This is a genomic window from Aeromonas sp. QDB56, from assembly GCF_027705505.1.
Classification (GTDB): Bacteria; Pseudomonadota; Gammaproteobacteria; order Enterobacterales; family Aeromonadaceae; genus Aeromonas; species Aeromonas caviae.
Window position 1 is genome coordinate 1 of sequence record NZ_JAPDBZ010000078.1, and the last position, 18082, is coordinate 18082.

Below are 18082 nucleotides of genomic sequence, written 5' to 3' on the forward strand. Positions count from 1 at the left end.
GCAAACTACCCGATGCACACGAGTGTGCTGGAAGGGGTGAACAACAAGATCAAAGTGATAAAGCGCATGGCATATGGATTTAGGGACTCAGAATACTTTTTTCTGAAAATCAAGGCGGCCTTCCCCGGAAAGCCGCGATGAACCTGAAAAAAGGGCTGCCATGCAGCCCTTCTCTCGTTGCTAACACATTGACACAAAATATTATTTCACCAGCACCATGCGGGCGGGAATGAGAAAGCTGAAGCGGCTGCCCGCACCGACCCGGCTCTCGATATCGAGATGGGCATCGTGATGACTCAGGGCATGCTTGACGATGGCAAGGCCGAGCCCGGACCCTCCGGTGTGGCGCGAGCGGGCCTTGTCGACCCGATAGAACCGCTCGGTAAGCCGCGCCAGATGCTCGGGGGGGATCCCCTCCCCCTCATCCTGCACCGCAAACAGCGCCATGCTCCCCTGCTTGCGCCACTCCACGGTGATCTTGCGCCCCGCCGGGGTGTAGTGGATGGCGTTGTAGACCAGGTTGGAGACGGCGCTGCGCAGCTGATCCTGATCCCCGCGCACCAGCAGATTGGGCTGAACCATGAAGACGATTTCGTGGGCCCGCTCGCCGGAGAGCGCCCGTGCTTCCTGCTCCAGCAGCCCCAGCATGGCGGGCATGTCCACCAGATGGGAGAGATCCACGGTAGGCGCCGCCTCGATGCGCGACAGGGTGAGCAGCTGGTTGACCAGATTGTCCATGCGGATCGTCTGCTCCATCATCACCTTGTGCGCCTTGGCCCACATGGCGGGGGGCGGCGGCTCCTCGGTCATCTCCAGATACCCCTTGAGCACGGTGAGGGGGGTGCGCAGCTCGTGAGAGACGTTGGAGACGAAGTGCTTGCGCGTCTTCTCCAGGCTGCGCAGCCGGGTCACGTCCCGCACCACCAGCATGGCCTGGTCCTCCGCATAGGGCATGATGCGAAATTCGAGGAACTTCTCCTCGTTGATGGGGGAGTGCATCTCGAACGGCTCGTCATACTGCCCCTTGCCCAGATAGGCGACGAAGGCGGGGTGACGGATCAGGTTGCCGATGTGCTGGCCGGCATCCTCGGGCCAGCGAAAGCCGAGCAGTTGCTCCGCCAACCGGTTGCACCAGAGGATGCTGCCGTCGGTGCGAAACACCACGGCCGCATCGGGCAGCGCCTCCGCCCCTTCCCGAAAACGGCGGATGAGGCCCGCCAGCTCCCGGCGCCGGGCCCGGTGACGCTGCTGCAACTTGTAGATGCCGTTGAAGATGTGCTCCCAGCTGCCGCTGCCGTGGGGCGGCACCAGGCTGCGATCGTGCCACAGCCAGTCCGACAGCCGCTTCTGGAAGCGGTAGTGCCAGACCAGGTGCACCACAGTGGCCACCAGCAGGCAAAGAACGAGATGATCGATTAACCAACCTACCAAGACGAAGGGGCTGTAGAAGAACGCCATTCGCCACAACTGTCGCCGCCAGGCGTAAGGTTGCAACATTAAGATCTCCTAGAGACAGCAAAGAGCCGGGTCCAATGCCCGCCGGCATGCGCTGGCGGCACTGGCCCTGACCTAGAGACGGGTCGAGAAGCGGTAGCCGGCCCCGCGCACCGTCTGGATCAATCTGTCGTGCCCCGTCTCTTCGATGGCCTTGCGCAGGCGGCGAATGTGCACGTCCACCGTCCTGTCCTCGACATACACGTTGGTACCCCAGACGTTGTTGAGCAACTGTTCGCGGCTGTAGACCCGCTCGGGGTGGGTCATGAAGAAGTGCAGCAGCTTGAATTCGGTCGGCCCCATGTCGAGGGCCTTCTCCTCGGCACTGACCCGGTGGGAAACGGGATCCAGCTTTAGCCCCTGCACCTCGATCACCTCGTCCACCGAGGTGGGAGAGACGCGGCGCATCACGGCGTGCAGGCGGGCGGTGAGCTCCTTGGGGGAGAAGGGCTTGGTGATGTAGTCGTCGGCACCGGCCTCGAGCCCGCGCACCTTGTCCTCTTCCTCGCCCCGGGCGGTCAGCATCACCACCGGGATCTGGCGAGTCATCTCATCCTGCTTGAGCTGCTTGAGGAACTGGATACCACTGCCACCTGGCATCATCCAGTCCAGCACGATGAGTTCGGGGTAGGGTTCGCGCACCTTTGCCAGTCCATCGGCGTAATCTTCTGCTTCTACTGTTTCATATCCCTTCTGCTCAAGCACGAAGCAGAGCATTTCGCGGATCGGTGCCTCGTCCTCGACCACCAGAATTCGCTTAGCCATATCCCTTCTCTCTCCTCTGTGAAGATGGGTGCGCCAATTATTAGAACTTTCTGTGACACTTTTATGACTTTATGACGGGCGGGATGATAAACGTTTTCAGATTCAGTTGGCAGCAGCGAGTTGCAGCAGGTCCCAGCGATTGCCACTGATGTCCTCGAACACCACCACGGTGCCGTAGGGTTCGAGGCGCGGCTGTTCACAAAAATGAACGCCATAGGCCAGCATCCGCTCGTAATCGCCCCAGAAGTCGTCTGTCTCGAGGAACAGGAAGACCCGACCGCCCCCCTGGCGACCGATGGCGGCGCGCTGCTCCTCGTTGGCCACGCGGGCCAGCAGCAGTGCGGAACCGGGAGCCCCCTTGGGAGCGACCCGCACCCAGCGTTTGCCCGGTTTGCCCGGCTCGTCGAGGGGGTGTCTTCCAATAGCTCGAAGCCCATTCCCCGGGTGAAGAAGGTGATGGCCTCGTCGTAATCCGCCACCAGCAGCGTCAGGGCGCCAATGTGTTGTGCCATGGCATCTCTCCTCGGATGGATGATGGGGCGCATGATAGCCCCGCCCGGCCATGGGCTCCAGCGCCGGTTCAGTCGGGCGCCACCTCCACCCGGTTGCGACCATTCTGCTTGGCCTGATAGAGCGCCTCGTCGGCCCGCTTGAGCGCCTGCTCCAGGCTATCCTTGCGCCGCTCGGCCACCCCGAAGGAGGCGGTGATCCCGAGCCCCAGCGGCCAGTGCCTGTACCCCTCCAGCGCCCCTCTCAGCCGCTCCGCCAGGGCGGCGGCCCGTCCCTCGTCGTAATGGAGACAGACCAGCACGAACTCCTCCCCGCCCCAGCGCACCAGTCGGCACAGGCTGTCGCAATGGCGCAGCAGCTCGCTCACCATGTGCTTGAGCACCTCGTCCCCCACCGGGTGGCCGTGACCGTCGTTGACCCCCTTGAAGTGATCGATGCCGATATAGATGAAAGAGAGCGGCATCTCGCCGAGCTCCCCGAGCAGCTTTTCGCCGCCGAGCCGGTTGAGGGCCCCGGTCAGGGGATCGTAGCGGGCCTCCTCCTCGGTGCGCCGGTTCTGCTCGCACAGGCTCGCACTCAGGGCTTCAGCCGCGAGGCGCGCCTCCCTGGCCTTGCGCAGCCGATCGCCAAACATCAGATTCTGGACCAGGAAGAGCAGCACGCCGTAGACAAGCCACCCCAGCAGCAGGTAGCGATAGAAGTCCCCCGGCTTGCACCAGCGGCCATAGAACTCCAGCCGCTCGAGCCGCAACCGGTACTCCCCCGGCAACATCTTGTCATCGGAGGCGATCTCGATGGCGTAGACATGGTGCAGATCCGGCCCCTGCTGGACCAGCGGAATGTCGTACTGCTGCACCCACCAGGAGCTGGGGGCAAAGACATTCAGGGGGACATCCTGCTCACGACCAAAATCCCTAGCGGTGAAGAGCACTTCGTTGAACTTGTGGGAACTCTCGTCTTCCCGCGTCGAGTAGACGGGATCGTAGTTGCGCAGATAAAGGCGCCAGGCCTGTACCCCCTGCCCTTCTACATCCAGCCTCACCCGCACCCCGGTGAAGCCGGAAAGATCCAGCCCCCGCTCGGGGTTGGTCAGGGTCAGAACCAGCTCGCAGAAAGGATAGGCATATTGGCTTCGCAGGGTGCACTGGATGGCGGGTCTGTCGCCCCCCTGACTCAGGGTGGCGACGGAGGAGCCCTTGTGGGCCCTGTCATCCTGGGCACGCACGGACAAACCGGCCTGGCTCAGGATGTCGAGCCGCCGCTCGGGTCCGAATTCGAATAACACCATGGCCAGCAGGCTCGCCGCCAGCAGGCACCAGAACAACAGCGTCGTCATGCGGGAATAGGAAGGGATCATCGGCATCACACCTGAAAAAGGGCTTTTACCCTACACCTTGAAACGCCGGACCGCGCTGATCCAGATCCAAGGTTATTACACGCGCCGCACCGGGCGCAGACGGGTGCCGACTAACCGGCACGGGCCCCATGGGGCGCAAGCGGCATCGGCCAGCAGCCGGGAGAGAGGCGGGGGGCCTCGTCGGTCGTAAGATGGATCATTGCGCACTCCCTGCGATGGAAACATAACGAAAAAACGTCCTTGCCTTCGCAGTCTACACAAGCGCTGGATGGCGCGACACCCTTCACCCCTCCTCCCGCAGTGCCCGATAGAGGGTAGTGCGACTGATGCCAAGACGGCGCGCCGCCTCGCTCACGTTGCCGCCGCACTCTGCCAGGGTCTGCTGCACCCGCTGCCGGCTCTGTTCGCGCAGGGTACTCCCTCCCAAAGGTGAGCTCGTTCCCCCCGCCACGGCGGGCAGATGCAGATGGGCAGGTTCAATCCAGCCCTGCCCCTCTGCCAGCACACAGGCCACCTCCAGCGCCTGTTTGAGCTGGCGTACGTTGCCGGGCAGAGGGTGGGCCAGCAACCGCTGCTCCGCCTCCCGGCTCAGCTGTAGCGCCGGGTCCATCTGGGCGAGCAGGTTCAGGATCAGCCCCTGACGCTCGGGCACCGACCAGGCCCGCAGGGGTGCCAGTTGCTGGCGCCAGCCGCAGATGCGGTAGTAGAGATCTTCGCGAAAGGTGCCGGCCGCCACCATGGCCGCCAGATCCCGATGGCTGGCGCTGACCAGCCAGAAATCCACCGCCTCGGGTCTGTGGCTGCCCACCGGGGTGACGACGCGCTCCTGCAACACCCGCAGCAGCCGGGTCTGGGCCTGGAGCGGCAGCTCGCCAATTTCATCCAGCATCAGGATGCCGCCGTGGGCGGCGCGCAGATAGCCCTGGCTGCCCTGGCTGCGGGCACCGCTGAAGGCCCCCCCCCCACATAGCCGAACAGCTCGGCCTCCACCAGCTCCGCCGGCAAGGCGCCGCAGTTGACGCACACCAGAGGCCGCTCCCGACGGCTCGAGCTGGCGTGCAGGGTGCGCACCAGGTGCTCCTTGCCGCTGCCGGTCTCCCCCTCGATGAGCAATGAGATGCCCCGCTCCAGCATCTTGAGCGGCACCTGCTGCGCCTGCGATCCCCCCTCCTCAACCGCGCTCGGCAGGGGGAGCCTGGCGGCGCGCTCCCCCGCCTCCGGCACCAGCCGCAGGCCGCGGCGCTCGCGCAGCAACTGCTGACCGTCGAAGGGGTGCTGGCCGAGCCAGAGCCGACCGGCCCGGTTGGCCCCGAGCAGCTCGCCCCCTTCCCCCAGCAGCAGGCGGGCAGACCAGAGACTCTGGGGATCGAGATCCACCAGCCAGCCCGGCTGGCGGGCCAGCAGGGCGTTTTCCAGGGTCATGGCCAGGAGGCGCACGGTGCCCAGCATGTCGCCGCCGTGGTGGGCCGCATCGGTGGAGATGTCGAGCACGCCGAGCAGTTGCCCGTCCGGCCCGAGCAGGGGGCAGGCGCTGCAACTGAGAAAGCTGTGCTGGGCGAAGAAGTGCTGCGCCCCCAGCACCTGCACCTCGCTCTGCTCGGCCAGCGCGGTGCCGATGGCGTTGGTGCCCTTGCTCGCCTCCCCCCAGCGGGCGCCGCTGCGCAAAAAAATGCGCTCGGCATGGCGAGCAAACCGGTCGTCTCCGCTCACCGCGAGGATAGCCCCCTCGCCGTCACACAACAGCAGACGACAGGGTCTCCCCGCCAGCAACTGGCCAAAGAGCGGCAGCACGAAGCGCTGGAAGCAGGCGATGAGCGTCCTGTGCTGCTCCTGGCGAGCCGACAGCTCCCCCTGGGGCAGCAAGTCCAGCTCGGCGCTCTGCTGGCGGCTCAGCCCCTGATGCAGGCAGCGCTCCCAGGAGCGCTGGATTGGGCTGGCACCGGATTGAGGCAACTCGCTCATCACACCTCCTTCTACACACTCGCGAATAGGGCCGCCTTGGGGGAGCGCCTTCATCACGTCTCCTGTTCACAAACGGCACAGTGTCACACCCGATGTTCCGAAACGGCACAGTTTGGGGGCCGTCCTGGGGGGCACTGGTTAACCAAGATACCCCTTGGCACCCCGTTTGATAACGTTTTTGCAACCTTTTTATGTAGAGCGCCACCCGCTGGCACGCCCCTTGCGATGACAGGAAGCAACCGGACTGCCCGCCAGGCCGGTCAGGACCACACACACATAAGGATGATGAGATGATTTATACCGCTCCCGGTCAGGCAGGTGCCCTGGTCAGCTTCAAATCCCGTTATGACAACTTCATCGGTGGCGACTGGGTGGCGCCGCGCGCCGGCCGCTATTTCGAGAACATCTCGCCGGTGGATGGCCGGGTGTTCTGCGAGGTGGCCCGCTCCGACGCCGCCGACATCGAGCTCGCCCTGGACGCGGCCCACAAGGCGTTCGCCAGCTGGAGCAAGACCAGCGTCACCGAGCGCAGCAACCTGCTGCTGCGCATCGCCGATCGCATCGAACAGAACATTGAAGTGCTCGCCGTCGCCGAGACCTGGGAGAACGGCAAGGCGGTGCGCGAGACCCTGGCCGCCGACCTGCCCCTGGTGGTGGATCACTTCCGCTACTTCGCCGGCTGCATCCGCGCCCAGGAGGGCTCCGCCGCCGAGCTGGACCAGAACACCGTCAGCTACCACTTCAAGGAGCCCATCGGCGTGGTCGGCCAGATCATCCCGTGGAACTTCCCCCTGCTGATGGCCGCCTGGAAGCTGGCCCCGGTACTGGCGGCCGGCTGCTGCAGCGTGCTCAAGCCCGCCGAGCAGACCCCGGTCACCATCATGCTGATGATGGATCTCATCAAGGACATCCTGCCCCCCGGCGTGGTCAACGTGGTCAACGGCTTCGGCGCCGAGGCAGGCCAGGCGCTCGCCACCAGCAACCGGATCCAGAAGCTGGCGTTTACCGGCTCCACCGAGGTGGGCGCCCATATCCTGCGCTGCGCCGCCGACAAGCTGATCCCCTCCACCGTGGAGCTCGGTGGCAAGTCCCCCAACATCTACTTCGCCGACGTGATGCAGCACGAGAGCAGCTACATCGACAAGGCGGTGGAAGGGATGCTGATGACCTTCTTCAACCAGGGGGAGGTGTGTACCTGCCCCTCCCGCGCCCTGGTGCAGGCCAGCATCTATGACGACTTCATGGACAAGGTGCTGGCCCGCGCCCGCACCATAGTGCAGGGCAACCCCCTCGACACCACGACCCAGGTGGGGGCCCAGGCGTCCCGCGAGCAGTTCGACAAGATCCTGAGCTACATGGAGATCGGCCGCGGCGAAGGGGCCAAGATGCTGCTGGGCGGCGGCCCGGCCAAGGTGAGCGGGCTGGAGGGGGGCTTCTACATCCAGCCCACCATCTTCTCAGGCCAGAACAAGATGCGGGTGTTCCAGGAGGAGATCTTCGGGCCGGCGCTCGGGGTCACCACCTTCAAGGACGAGGCGGATGCCCTGGCCATTGCCAACGACACCCAGTACGGGCTGGGGGCCGGCCTGTGGACCCGGGACAGCAACCTGGCCTGGCGCATGGGGCGTGGCATCCAGGCCGGCCGGGTCTGGGTCAACTGCTACCACGCCTACCCGGCCCATGCGGCCTTTGGCGGCTACAAGAAGTCGGGGATCGGTCGCGAGACCCACAAGATGATGCTGGACCACTACCAGAACACCAAGAACCTGCTGGTGAGCCACGACATCAACCCCCTCGGCTTCTTCTAAGCCCATCCCGTGATCCACAAGGGCGCCTGCGGGCGCCCTTTTTCATGCGGTTCAGGCCACGGGTTGGCCCAGTTGCTGGCGATAGCGCTGGGGGGCGCAGCCCTGTTCGCGCTGGAACATGGCGATGAAAGCCGAGGTGGAGGCGTAACCGAGGCGCCAGGCGATCTCCTGCACCGGCATCTCGCCCCGCAACCAGTCCAGCGCCTTCACCAGCCGCAGCCGAGTGCGCCACTGGCCCAGGTTCATGCCAAGCTCCTTCTGGCAGCGCCGCGCCAGGGTGCGCTCCGTGGTGTGCAGCGCCCTGGCCCACTCCACCAGCGTGCGGTTGTCCTCCGGCGCCGCCTGCAATGCCGCCAGCAAGGGGGCCAGCAGGCGATCCCGGCTCTGGGGCAGGTAGCTCGGCTGGCAACGGGTGCGGGCCAGCTTCTCGATGAAGAGTTCACCCTGGCGGGCATCCCACTCATCCTCCATGTGCCCGACCCGGCGCTGGGTGAAGTCCTCCAGCAGGGCCCGCAGCAAGGGGGTGAGGGCCAGCAGCTGGGGTTCCCGTGGCAGACGTGGGGCCAGGGCGTGGCTCACGTAGATGGAGGTGTAATCCAGGGTCTGCTCGTTGAAGGCGGTGTGGGGCAGGTCCGCCGGCACCCAGATGAGGTAGTCCGGAGGCGCCACCAGCCGCTCTCCCCCCACCTCAACCACCATGACCCCCAGGCTGATGAGGCTGAGCTGACCCCAGGGGTGGGCGTGCTCGGCGCAGGCGTTGCCCCCCTGGATCTGGCTGTAGCGAAAGTAGAGGGGGTTGGGGTCGGCCAGCAGGCGATCCTGCTCGGCCAGGGTGAGGGTGCCCATGCAGATTGTCCCAAAGCGGTTATGACATGTCTTATTTACGCTACTTACCTCGTTCAAGACAAGGCTAGACTCTCCCCATCGTACCAAGGAGTGCCTATGCCTTTTCTCTTCCCCCTGCTCGCCATCCTGATCTGGGCCGCCAATACCGTGGTCTCCAAGGCCGCCGCCGGCGTGCTGGATCCCGCTGCCATCTCCTTCTATCGCTGGGTGATCGCCGCCCTCGCGCTCTCCCCCTTCTGCCTGCCGCAGCTCTGGCGCCGCCGGGCCGACATCCGCCCCTGGCTCGGCAAGCTGCTGGTGCTCTCCCTGCTCGGCATGGTGCTCTACCAGTGCCTCGCCTACTACGCCGCCCACAGCACCTCGGCCACCAACATGGGGGTCATCGGCTCCCTGCTGCCCCTGCTCACCCTGCTCATCGGGGCCTGCTGCTTTGGCCAGAAGCCGGGCAAGCAGGCGCTGCTCGGCATGAGCCTCTCCCTGTTCGGGGTGCTCTGGCTGCTGGGTCAGGGCAATCCCCTGGCACTGCTGCACAGCGGCATCAACCCCGGCGACGGCATGATGCTGCTGGGGGCGGCCAGCTATGCCCTCTATGGCCTGCTGATCCGCCGCTGGCAACTGCCGTTCGGCCCCTGGCTCAACCTCTACCTGCAGATCCTGCTGGCGGTGCTGCTGCTCATCCCGGTGGCCCTCTCTGCCGACTCCCTGGCCATTCCCGCCCAGGGCTGGAGCATGGTGCTGTTCGCCGGCCTCGCCTCCTCCATCTTCGCCGCCTACTGCTGGATGCGCGGCCTCGCCACCCTGGGGGCGGAGCGCACCTCGGTCTTCATGAACCTGATGCCCCTGTGCACGGCCCTCATCGCCGTCATCACCCTGGGGGAGCCCATCCACGGCTATCACCTGCTGGGGGGCGGCCTCATCCTGACCGGGGTCATGCTCTCCCAGCTCAAGCCGAGGGTACGCCGTCCTCTGCCAGAAGGGGCTTGAGCCGGCCAGCACCATGAAAGAAGGGAGCCTCGGCTCCCTTCTTGCTGCCCTCGTCAGGGCACACCTGACCTTTTCGCCAGGGTGGCGTCTCCTCCTTAATCACTGCCCCCCCGCCCCTTGTCATGGGCGGCGAAGGCGCTGCGGGCCGCACTGATGCCATTCATGCAGGCGGGCACTCCGGCATAGACGGCGACCTGGAGCAGGATCTCGATGATGGTCTCCCGGCTGACCCCCACATTGAGGGCGGCCCGGATATGGAACTCGAGCTGTCCGGGCGCCGTACCCATCCCCATCAGGGTCGCCACCGTGAGCATCTCGCGGGTGCAGAGATCGATGCCGGGACGGGCGAGCACATCGGCAAAGGCAAACCCCAGCACCAGCTCGGCAAGCTCGGGTGACAAGGCATCCAGGCTGGCGGCGACCCGCGTGGGCGCCAGGGGATCGAGCCGGGCCAGCAGCGCGAACGCCCGTTCACGGCGATCCGTGTGCGAGCCGCTCATGCGTTCACCCCCTTCATCCCCTCGGCGGTATAGCGCTCCCCCGCCACCGGCAGGGTCCGGATGGCCTGTCCCAGGGCCCCGAGCTCTGCAGGGGAGAGGCGCACCGAGAGCGCACCGAGGTTACCCGCCAGGTGGGTCAGGCGCCGGGTGCCGGGGATGGGCACTATCCCCTCCCATTGCGCCAGCAGCCAGGCCAGGGCTATCTGCGCCGCCGAGCATCCCTTCTGCTGCGCCAGGGCCATGACCGCCTGCACCAGGGTGCGGTTGGTGGCGAGGTTCTCCCCCTGAAACCGCGGCAGACTGGCCCGAAAATCCCCCTCCTCGAACACCGCCTCCTGCTGGTAACGCCCGGTCAGAAACCCGCGCCCCAGGGGGGAGTAGGCCACCAGACCAATCCCCAGCTCCCGGCAGGCGGGCAGCACCGCCGCCTCCACCTCCCGCGTCCAGAGGGAGTATTCGGTCTGCACCGCCGCCACCGGGTGCACGGCATGGGCGCGCCTCAGGGTGGCCTCGCTCACCTCGCACAGACCGATGCGGGCTATCTTGCCCTCCTGTACCAGCTGCGCCAGCCCGGCCATGGTCTCCTCGACGGGATGGGCCGGATCGAGGCGGTGCACATAGTAGAGATCGATCTGCTCGATGCCGAGGCGGCGCAGGGAGCCCTCGCAGCTCTGGCGCGCATAGCGTGCACTGTTGTCGAGGGTACGCCTGTACTCACCGTGCTGGCGCACGATGCCAAACTTGGTGGCGACCTTCACCTGCCCCCGCCGGGTCGCGAGAAAACGCCCGATCAGCGCCTCGTTGTGGTGGGGGCCGTACATGTCGGCGGTGTCGAGCAGGTCGATGCCCCGCTCCACCGCCTCCGACAGCACCCGCAAGGACGTCTCATCGTCCCGCGGCCCGTAGAATTCGCTCATCCCCATGCAGCCCAGCCCCAGGGCAGAGACCTGCAGGTTGGCTCCCAGTGTTCGTCGTTGCATCGCATTTTCTCTCTGACAAGTTGCAGGGGAGTATGGTCTTCCGAAAATGAATGAGATATAGAGGTAACTGGCAACCTATCTTCCGATTATGGAAACACTATGCACGATCCCCTGCTCTGGGACGACGCCCGCATCTTCCTGGCCATCGCCCGCAGCGGCACCCTGAGCGGTGCCGCCCACGCCCTTCGCATGGGGGTGGCCACCGTCTCCCGGCGCCTGGACAGGCTGGAGGCGGCCCTCGGCCTGCCCCTGTTCAGCCGCCACCAGCAGGGCTATCGCCTGACCGACGACGGGGAGGCCCTGCTTGAGCGAGCCGAAGCGCTGGAACATGCGGGGCTGGCCTTTGGCGAGGCGGGGCAGTTGCAGGGACAGGTGGCCGGCACCGTGCGCCTCGCCACCGCCGAGAACCTGGCCAATCCCCTTATCATCCCCTCCCTGCCGACGCTCTTTGCCCAGCACCCCGAGCTGAGGGTGGAGCTGGTCACCGGGGTGCAGACGGTGAACCTGCACCGGCGCGATGCCGATCTCGCGGTGCGCATGGTCAAGCCCGATGCCGGCCACCTCACCCTGCGGCGCCTGGGCACCCTGGGCTTTGGCCTCTACGGGACCGGCGCCTACCTGGATGCCCGCAGCCCCGGGGTGGATGCCGCCAGCTTCGATCAGGATGACTTCATCGGCTGGAACGAAACCCAGAGCCACCTGCCCGCCGCCAGATGGATGACCCGCATGCTGCGCGGCCGCCCCTGCCGGGTGGAGACCAGCACCCTGGCGGCCCAACTCGCCGCCGCCAAAGCCGGCCTCGGGCTCGCGGTGCTGCCCCACTACCTGGCCCGCCAGACGGATCTGGTCTGCCTGCTGCCGGAGCTCGGAGTGGATCAGCCCATCTGGCTGGTGCTCCACAGCGATCTCGCCCACTCCCGGCGGGTGAGAGCCGTGGCAGATCACCTCATCGCCCTGTTCGAGCGCGCCCGCACCGCCCTGCACCCCTTCTCGGGCGATCCCAGATAGAAGGGCCGGGTCGCATCGGGGCAAAACAAAAGGGAGCTCAAAGGCTCCCTTTTATCTGCGCGGCCTGCGCAGCATGGTGTGCGCGGCCTCTTCGGCGTTGTGCCCGCGGCGGGGTCACGACTCCCGGCGCCAGTGGTAGCGCCGCTCCGGGCGGCCACGCTGGCCGTAGTTGAGCTCCACGTCCAGCCGATCTTCTGACTCCAGAAACTCCAGGTAGCGGCGGGCCGTGGTGCGACTCAGGGAGAGGCGCAGGGCCACGGTGTCGGTGGAGAAGGTGTTGTCCGGCTCCCCCGCCAGCAGATCCAGCACCTGTCGCAGGGTGATGGCGTCGATCCCCTTGGGGGTCTCCCGCGCCTCCCGACCCTGGTTGCGCGCCTTGCCCATCAGGCGGTCCAGGTCGCTCTGGGCCAGCTCCCCCGGCTCGCACAGGCGGCGATGCAGGACCAGGATCTCCTCCAGGCTCTGCTGGATGCGAAACAGCCGCAGCGGCTTGATGACGTAGTCCTGCACGCCCAGGTTGAGGGCCTGCTGTATGGTCTCCACGTCGCAGGAGGCGGTCACCATCATCACCATCACCTCCCGGTTGTGGCTGCGCAGCCGGCTCACCCACTCCAGGCCCGAGCCATCGGGCAGGGAGATGTCGACCATCAGCAAGCGGGGCTCGCTCCCCGCCATCAGGCGATCCGCCTCGGCCAGGGTGCCGGCCCGCCCCATCAGGGAGAACCCGGCCGTGGAGGAGACCAGCTCCCCCAACATGGCGCCTATCCGCTCGTCATCCTCGATAATCAGCGTGAAGATTGGCTTCATGACTTACACCAATTGGTTTTTATTCAAATAGATACCGAACAGGGTCGTCTGCTCGGCGGTGCGGCGCCATTCTATCACGCCCCCCCGCCTGGCCACCGTCTTCTTGACCAGGAAGAGGCCGACCCCGTGATCCCCGGTCTGGCGGCTGACACCGTAGTCGAACAGGTGATCCGCCAGCGCCTCGTCCACCCCCTCGCCACTGTCCTCCACCTCGATCACCAGCCGCCGCCCCAGATCATCGAGGGAGAGCAGCACCCTGGGCGCGGCGTGCTCGCGGTTCCCCCAGGCGGCGCGAATGCCGTTGTCCAGCAGGTTGCCGATGCAGGTGATGAGATCCGCCGACACCTCGGCCGGATACTCCCCGAGGGCCGACCCCGCATCCAGCACCAGCTCTACCCCCAGCTCCCGCGCCCGGCTGAACTTGCCGAGGATGAGCCCGGCCACCGGCTTGTTCTCGATGACCCGCAGCAGATCCTGCAATATGTTCTGGCAGGCTTCGTTCTCCTGCTGGATGAGGTCTACCGCCTGATCCACGTGGCCGAGCTGGAGCAGACCGGAGAGGCTGCTGAGCTTGTTGGCGAATTCATGGGTCTGGATGCGCAGCATCTCGCCGTACTGGCGCAGGTGGGTCACCTGCATGCCCAGGCTGCCGGTGCCGTCTGGCCGGCTGAAGATGAGCATGCGCCCCGGCTCGCGACCGCTGAGCTCCTGCCAGTGGCCGACGAAGTCATCCCCCTGCACGGTGAACCTGACCGCTCCCCCTTGCTGCAACGTGGGCACGAGGCCGGGGGCCAGCTCCGCCAGGGAGCGGCCCAGCAGGGCGTGGCGCCCGGTGCCGGGCAGTCGCAACTGATAGAAGGCGGCGCTGTTGAGCATGGTGATCCTGTGCTGGTTGTCCAGGGCCACTATCCCCTCCGAGATCCCCTCCAGCACCAGATCCTGCTGGGCGAAGCGATTGGCAATGGTCTCCGGTTCCAGATCCAGCAGGGTGCGGCGCAGCAGGTGCTGCACCCAGAGCGCCAGCAGCAGGCCGCACCCCAGCACCGCTGCGATGGCGCCGACCAGCAGGGCGATCCGCTCCTGATAGGTGCCCTCCACGGTGCGCATCAGATAACCCACCGCCACCGCGCCGATGGCCTGGCCATCGGGCCCCACCACGGGAGCGAAGCAGCGGATGGCGGGGCCCAAGGTGCCCACGTCCCGGGAACAGTAGCTCTCGCGCGACTGGAGTGCAGGCCAGATGTCCTCCCCCCGGAAGGTCTGGCCCACCAGCTCGGGCGAGGGGTGGCTCAGGCGCCTGGCATGTTCGTCGGTCACCACCATGTAGGCGGCATCGGTGCGGCTGCAGATCCCCTGCACATAATCCCGCAGCCCGGGATCGCTCCCCTTCTCCAGGGCCTGGACCACCCGGCTGTCCGCCGCCAGCACCCGGGCCAGATCGCTCCCCTTCTCCTTCAGGTTGTTCTCCAGCAGGTGGCGCATGAAGAGGGCGAGCAGACAGCCCAGGATCAGGATCAGCAGCAGTGACAAGCCAAGCGAGAGGGTGACTAGCTGGTGGCGCAGTTTCATCGTTCAACCTTGCAGCGGACGGGGAAGCCCAGGGTGAGGGTGTCCCCCGGCCGGGTCAATGGCCAGCCTGGCGCACCTCAAAGGTGGCCACTCTAACGCCTCCTCCGGCCGTTGTCGGTTAGCTGGCCCGCAAAGCCATATAAAAACTTAAACACCACGGCCCGGGCAAAAAACCTGAACGTGAGCTGCATCACACTATTTACTTAGCCTGCGAAACAAATATAATGCTTCGCAAGCTAAGTAATTGAGGTGCCCGTCATGAAAAAGGATCTGGAGATGTTGCGAGAACTCTCCCTCGCCGAGCAGCTGGGGCGATTGCACCGGCTCTGGCGCACCGTGGCCGATCTCGAGCTGGCACCTCTGGGGCTCACCCATCCCCGCTGGACCGCCCTGTGGAAACTCAGCCGCCTCGGCGGCCACCTCAGCCAGAAGACCCTGGCCGAGGCCCTGGAGATAGAGCTCCCCTCCCTGATGCGGACCCTGGGTCAGCTCGAGGAGCAGGGGCTGATCGAGCGCCACTGCTGCAGCCAGGACAAGCGGGCCCGCATCGTCACCCTGACCCCGGCGGGCAAGGCGCTGCTCGATCAGATCGAGGGCCGCATCATCGCCGTGCGCCGGGAGCTGCTCACCGGCATCAGCCAGCAGGAGCTGGCCCAGTTTGAAGACATTGTGCACCGCATCTCCGCCAACGCCCTTGGCAAGATAGCCGCACAGCATGAAGAGAGAGAATAAGATGACACCGGATCAACAATTCAAGCGCTGGATAAAGTGGGCCATCGTCTGCTTCGTCCTGGTGTTTGGCTACTTTCTGCTGGCCGACATCAAGATGCCCCTGACCCCCCAGGCCATGGCCACCCGGGTCGTCACCCGGATGGCCCCCCAGGTCAGCGGCAAGGTGGTCGAAGTCGCCGTCGCCAACAACCAGCACGTCAAGCAGGGGGATCTGCTGTTCGCCCTCGACCCGGAACCCTTCCAGCTCGCCGTGGATCAGGCCAGGCTCGCCCTGGATCAGGCCAGGCAGCAGAACCGCCAGCTGGACGCGACCCTGACCGCCTACGAAGCGGAGTACAGCTCGCTGCGCACCCAGGCCGACCAGAAACAGCGGGAAGCGGCGCGCATCGACGCCCTCTACCGCCGTCACATGGTCTCTGAACAGCAGAAAGATGACGCCGACAGCGCCGCCCGCACCGCCCGTGCCAACCTGCTCGGCAGCCAGGCCCGGGTAGAGCAGGCCCGCGTCAACCGCGGCTTGCCAGGGGAAGACAACCTGCTGCTGCGCCAGGCCCGCAACCGCCTCGCCCAGGCCGAGCTCAACCTCGCCTACAGCCGGGTTCATGCGAGCCAGGACGGCATCATCACCAACCTGCAGCTCAAGCCTGGCAGCGTGGCCAATGCGGGCTCCCCCCTGCTGGCCCTGGTCTCCGAGCAGGTGGACGTGATCGCCGATTTTCGCGAGAAGAGCCTGCGCCACGTCAGCGCCGGCAGTCAGGCCCTCGTCGCCTTCGACGGCAAGCCCGGTCGCCTCTATCCTGCCCGCGTCGCCAGCCTGGATGCCGGGGTCAGCGCCGGCCAGTTTGACGCCAACGGCCAGCTTGCGAACCCCGTCGAGTCCGATCGCTGGGTGCGCGATGCCCAGCGCCTGCGCCTGCACCTGACCCTGGAGCAACTGCCCGCCCACCTGCCGGCCGGGGCCCGCGCCACGGTGCAGCTGCTGCCGGACAACACCCTGACCGGGCTGCTGGCCCGCGGCCAGATCCGTCTGCTCAGCCTGCTGCACTACATCTATTGAGATGACGACCATGAACCTGTGGCACAGACCCCTCACCCCCAACGAACTGCGCCAGTGTCTGCGCATCGCCTTTGGCTGTACCCTGGGGTTTGTGCTGTGCAAGATCTTCGGCTGGAGCAACGGGGTCTTCTTCACCGTCACCCCGGTGCTGCTGCTCGGCCTGGTGCCGGTGATGAACGGTCACGCCGCCCGCCAGCTCATCGCCTCCGCCGCCATGTGCGGTCTGGAAGTGGGACTGCTCGGCGGCCTGTTTGGCGGCCACCCGGGGCTCATGACCCCCCTGGTCTTTTTGCTCTTCCTCTACCGTTTCGCCGCCATGTCCCGGGGCAGCCTGTTCCTGTTCGGTGCCAACGGAGTGCTCAGCCTCAGCATCATGCTGCACTTTGCCAGCTACCCCGGGATTGATCTGAACGACCTCATCTTCAGCAACCTCTGGGCCAGCGTCCTGTCGGTGCTCATCGCCTATCTGATGACGGCCCTCATTCCGGATGTGGAGGAGCGCCCCAGGCCGGCCCCCTCCCCCAAGGCGCCGCACCGGATGCGCCACGAAGCCCTGCTGGGGGCGTCCATCGCGACCCTCTCGTTCCTGGTGTTCCAGATCTTCGATCTGCGCGACTCCATGTCCGCCCAGGCCACCACCCTGCTGCTGCTCTTCCCCATGCACTGGAACGGCGCCCTGGACTATGCCCGCAAGCGGGCCATGGGCACCCTGCTGGGGGTGAGTTTCGGCATCCTGGGGCAACTGGTGCTCTATGACTGGTCCGGCTTGCTGCTGCTGGTGACCCCGGTGCTCTGGCTCGGTGCCATGCTGTTCAGCTATGCCCATGTGAAGGAGGCGAGCGGCTCCGGAGTCGGCTTCGGTGCCCTCACCACCCTCGGCATCCTGTTCGGCCAGTACCTGACCCCGGGCAACGACCTGGTGTTCAGCGCCCTCTATCGGGTGAGCAGCATCCTCTTTGCCATCGTGGTCACCCTGCTCGCCTGCTACCTCATCCACCGGCTGCTCAATCGCTTCGAGGCGACACGGTTCGGCCACTGACCCTTTTCTGCAGCCATTGGATGGCTCCCTTTCGCCCCGCTTGCCTGCCGGGGCGTTTTTTTGCCTGCCCCACGGACCAGAGGGAGACGGACACATCCCGACGCAGGGCTCCCGCCACGAGGTTGCAGTTGTGCCTCATCCTGTTAGGCTCAAGGCCATATGACACCGTTGTGAGGATCAAACATGAAACACGCCAAGCTCTTTCTACTGGGGGCGGGCGCCATCACCCTGCTCGGCGGCTGCGATCTGGGCAGCGGCAAGCTGGGAGTGACCGGCGGCGATCCCGTCACCTATCTGTGTGAACAGAACCAGAAAGTGCAGGTTCGCTACTTCTCCCTCTCGGACGAGAGCCTGAACTTCGTCAAGCTCTCCCTCCCCGATGGCAAGGATTACACCCTGCCCCAGGCGGTTTCCGCCTCCGGCGCCCGCTATACCGACGATCACGAGGTGGTCTGGTGGAACAAGGGCAAGGAGGGGTTCGTCGAGATGCGTGATGACGCCGGGGAGTGGCAGAGCCGCTACAACGACTGCAAGGAGCAGTGATCCGCGCCGTCATGGCACACAGCACACACGAAACACCCCGGCCTGGCCGCAATGCTGTTCAGATAAGCACTTTTTTGACTGATTATTCATAAATTGGATTTGAGTTGAGGGGGCAAGGCTG

The 18082-nt window shown here is 65.8% G+C and carries 16 protein-coding genes and 2 pseudogenes; 8 read left to right on the forward strand and 10 right to left on the reverse strand.

What is annotated here, in order from left to right:
• The coding region (locus OKB81_RS13045) for a transposase (protein ID WP_210537842.1) at positions 1–141 on the forward strand (141 nt) is incomplete at its 5' end.
• A 60-nt stretch (positions 142–201) separates the two neighbouring features.
• On the opposite strand, the gene phoR is transcribed toward OKB81_RS13045, so the two are convergent.
• From phoR to OKB81_RS13070, 5 genes and pseudogenes are all read right to left on the reverse strand, one after another.
• Positions 202–1497, reverse strand: a complete 1296-nt coding sequence (phoR, locus tag OKB81_RS13050) for a phosphate regulon sensor histidine kinase PhoR (RefSeq protein ID WP_010673472.1) — start codon at positions 1495–1497, stop codon at positions 202–204.
• Positions 1498–1569: 72 nt separating this feature from the next.
• Complete coding sequence (phoB, locus tag OKB81_RS13055) at positions 1570–2259, reverse strand: phosphate regulon transcriptional regulator PhoB (RefSeq protein WP_010673471.1); 690 nt, start codon at positions 2257–2259, stop codon at positions 1570–1572.
• Positions 2260–2361: 102 nt separating this feature from the next.
• Positions 2362–2771 (reverse strand): annotated as a pseudogene (locus tag OKB81_RS13060) (VOC family protein).
• Positions 2772–2839: 68 nt separating this feature from the next.
• A complete protein-coding gene (locus OKB81_RS13065) occupies positions 2840–4126 on the reverse strand; it encodes a GGDEF domain-containing protein (RefSeq protein WP_160837998.1) in 1287 nt (428 codons plus the stop codon).
• A gap of 283 nt (positions 4127–4409) precedes the next feature.
• A pseudogene (locus OKB81_RS13070) lies at positions 4410–6088 on the reverse strand (sigma-54-dependent Fis family transcriptional regulator).
• 290 nt (positions 6089–6378) lie between these two features.
• On the opposite strand from OKB81_RS13070, the gene exaC reads away from it, so the two are divergent.
• Positions 6379–7896, forward strand: coding sequence for an acetaldehyde dehydrogenase ExaC (gene exaC, locus OKB81_RS13075; RefSeq protein WP_139737338.1), 1518 nt, complete (start codon positions 6379–6381; stop codon positions 7894–7896).
• A gap of 51 nt (positions 7897–7947) precedes the next feature.
• On the opposite strand, the gene OKB81_RS13080 is transcribed toward exaC, so the two are convergent.
• Positions 7948–8742: an AraC family transcriptional regulator gene (locus OKB81_RS13080; protein WP_160838000.1), complete on the reverse strand. Its 795-nt coding sequence runs from the start codon at positions 8740–8742 to the stop codon at positions 7948–7950.
• 96 nt (positions 8743–8838) lie between these two features.
• Between OKB81_RS13080 and OKB81_RS13085 the strand changes: the two genes are divergently transcribed.
• Entirely contained in the window at positions 8839–9726 is an 888-nt protein-coding gene (locus OKB81_RS13085; protein ID WP_010673465.1) for a DMT family transporter, read from the forward strand.
• A gap of 95 nt (positions 9727–9821) precedes the next feature.
• On the opposite strand, the gene OKB81_RS13090 is transcribed toward OKB81_RS13085, so the two are convergent.
• On the reverse strand, positions 9822–10226 hold the full coding sequence (locus tag OKB81_RS13090) for a carboxymuconolactone decarboxylase family protein (protein ID WP_160838002.1): 405 nt from the start codon (positions 10224–10226) through the stop codon (positions 9822–9824).
• Positions 10223–11206 (reverse strand): aldo/keto reductase, encoded by a 984-nt coding sequence (locus OKB81_RS13095; protein ID WP_160838004.1) that lies wholly within the window; start codon positions 11204–11206, stop codon positions 10223–10225. The genes OKB81_RS13090 and OKB81_RS13095 overlap by 4 nt, the downstream gene beginning before the upstream one ends.
• Positions 11207–11305: 99 nt before the next feature.
• Between OKB81_RS13095 and OKB81_RS13100 the strand changes: the two genes are divergently transcribed.
• Positions 11306–12214 carry a LysR family transcriptional regulator gene (locus tag OKB81_RS13100; protein ID WP_160838006.1) on the forward strand — a complete coding sequence of 303 codons (909 nt, stop codon included), beginning with the start codon at positions 11306–11308 and terminating at the stop codon, positions 12212–12214.
• A gap of 114 nt (positions 12215–12328) precedes the next feature.
• Here the strand turns inward: OKB81_RS13100 and OKB81_RS13105 are convergent, their stop codons facing one another.
• Both OKB81_RS13105 and OKB81_RS13110 read right to left on the reverse strand, forming a co-directional pair.
• Positions 12329–13021 carry a response regulator gene (locus tag OKB81_RS13105; protein WP_039039279.1) on the reverse strand — a complete coding sequence of 231 codons (693 nt, stop codon included), beginning with the start codon at positions 13019–13021 and terminating at the stop codon, positions 12329–12331.
• Between the two features lie 3 nt (positions 13022–13024).
• Entirely contained in the window at positions 13025–14590 is a 1566-nt protein-coding gene (locus OKB81_RS13110) for an ATP-binding protein (RefSeq protein WP_160838008.1), read from the reverse strand.
• 258 nt (positions 14591–14848) lie between these two features.
• Here OKB81_RS13110 and slyA point away from each other — a divergent pair, with 258 nt between their 5' ends.
• From slyA to OKB81_RS13130, 4 genes are all read left to right on the forward strand, one after another.
• Positions 14849–15322, forward strand: a complete 474-nt coding sequence (slyA, locus tag OKB81_RS13115; RefSeq protein WP_010673459.1) for a transcriptional regulator SlyA — start codon at positions 14849–14851, stop codon at positions 15320–15322.
• 1 nt (position 15323) lies between these two features.
• A complete protein-coding gene (locus OKB81_RS13120) occupies positions 15324–16379 on the forward strand; it encodes an HlyD family secretion protein (RefSeq protein WP_160838010.1) in 1056 nt (351 codons plus the stop codon).
• Between the two features lie 10 nt (positions 16380–16389).
• A complete protein-coding gene (locus OKB81_RS13125) occupies positions 16390–17418 on the forward strand; it encodes a DUF2955 domain-containing protein (RefSeq protein WP_010673457.1) in 1029 nt (342 codons plus the stop codon).
• Positions 17419–17601: 183 nt separating this feature from the next.
• Positions 17602–17961, forward strand: a complete 360-nt coding sequence (locus OKB81_RS13130) for an MliC family protein (protein WP_010673456.1) — start codon at positions 17602–17604, stop codon at positions 17959–17961.
• Positions 17962–18082 lie beyond the last annotated feature (121 nt).

Excerpts from the sequence above, each read along its gene's own strand:
- OKB81_RS13110 (WP_160838008.1), bottom strand. The coding sequence starts at position 14,590 with ATGAAACTGCGCCACCAGCTAGTCACCCTCTCGCTTGGCTTGTCACTG.
- OKB81_RS13080 (WP_160838000.1), bottom strand. The coding sequence starts at position 8,742 with ATGGGCACCCTCACCCTGGCCGAGCAGGATCGCCTGCTGGCCGACCCC.
- OKB81_RS13105 (WP_039039279.1), bottom strand. The coding sequence starts at position 13,021 with ATGAAGCCAATCTTCACGCTGATTATCGAGGATGACGAGCGGATAGGC.
- phoB (WP_010673471.1), bottom strand. The coding sequence starts at position 2,259 with ATGGCTAAGCGAATTCTGGTGGTCGAGGACGAGGCACCGATCCGCGAA.
- exaC (WP_139737338.1), top strand. The coding sequence starts at position 6,379 with ATGATTTATACCGCTCCCGGTCAGGCAGGTGCCCTGGTCAGCTTCAAA.
- phoR (WP_010673472.1), bottom strand. The coding sequence starts at position 1,497 with ATGTTGCAACCTTACGCCTGGCGGCGACAGTTGTGGCGAATGGCGTTC.
- OKB81_RS13090 (WP_160838002.1), bottom strand. The coding sequence starts at position 10,226 with ATGAGCGGCTCGCACACGGATCGCCGTGAACGGGCGTTCGCGCTGCTG.
- OKB81_RS13085 (WP_010673465.1), top strand. The coding sequence starts at position 8,839 with ATGCCTTTTCTCTTCCCCCTGCTCGCCATCCTGATCTGGGCCGCCAAT.
- OKB81_RS13065 (WP_160837998.1), bottom strand. The coding sequence starts at position 4,126 with ATGATCCCTTCCTATTCCCGCATGACGACGCTGTTGTTCTGGTGCCTG.
- OKB81_RS13120 (WP_160838010.1), top strand. The coding sequence starts at position 15,324 with ATGACACCGGATCAACAATTCAAGCGCTGGATAAAGTGGGCCATCGTC.
- OKB81_RS13100 (WP_160838006.1), top strand. The coding sequence starts at position 11,306 with ATGCACGATCCCCTGCTCTGGGACGACGCCCGCATCTTCCTGGCCATC.
- OKB81_RS13125 (WP_010673457.1), top strand. The coding sequence starts at position 16,390 with ATGAACCTGTGGCACAGACCCCTCACCCCCAACGAACTGCGCCAGTGT.
- slyA (WP_010673459.1), top strand. The coding sequence starts at position 14,849 with ATGAAAAAGGATCTGGAGATGTTGCGAGAACTCTCCCTCGCCGAGCAG.
- OKB81_RS13095 (WP_160838004.1), bottom strand. The coding sequence starts at position 11,206 with ATGCAACGACGAACACTGGGAGCCAACCTGCAGGTCTCTGCCCTGGGG.
- OKB81_RS13130 (WP_010673456.1), top strand. The coding sequence starts at position 17,602 with ATGAAACACGCCAAGCTCTTTCTACTGGGGGCGGGCGCCATCACCCTG.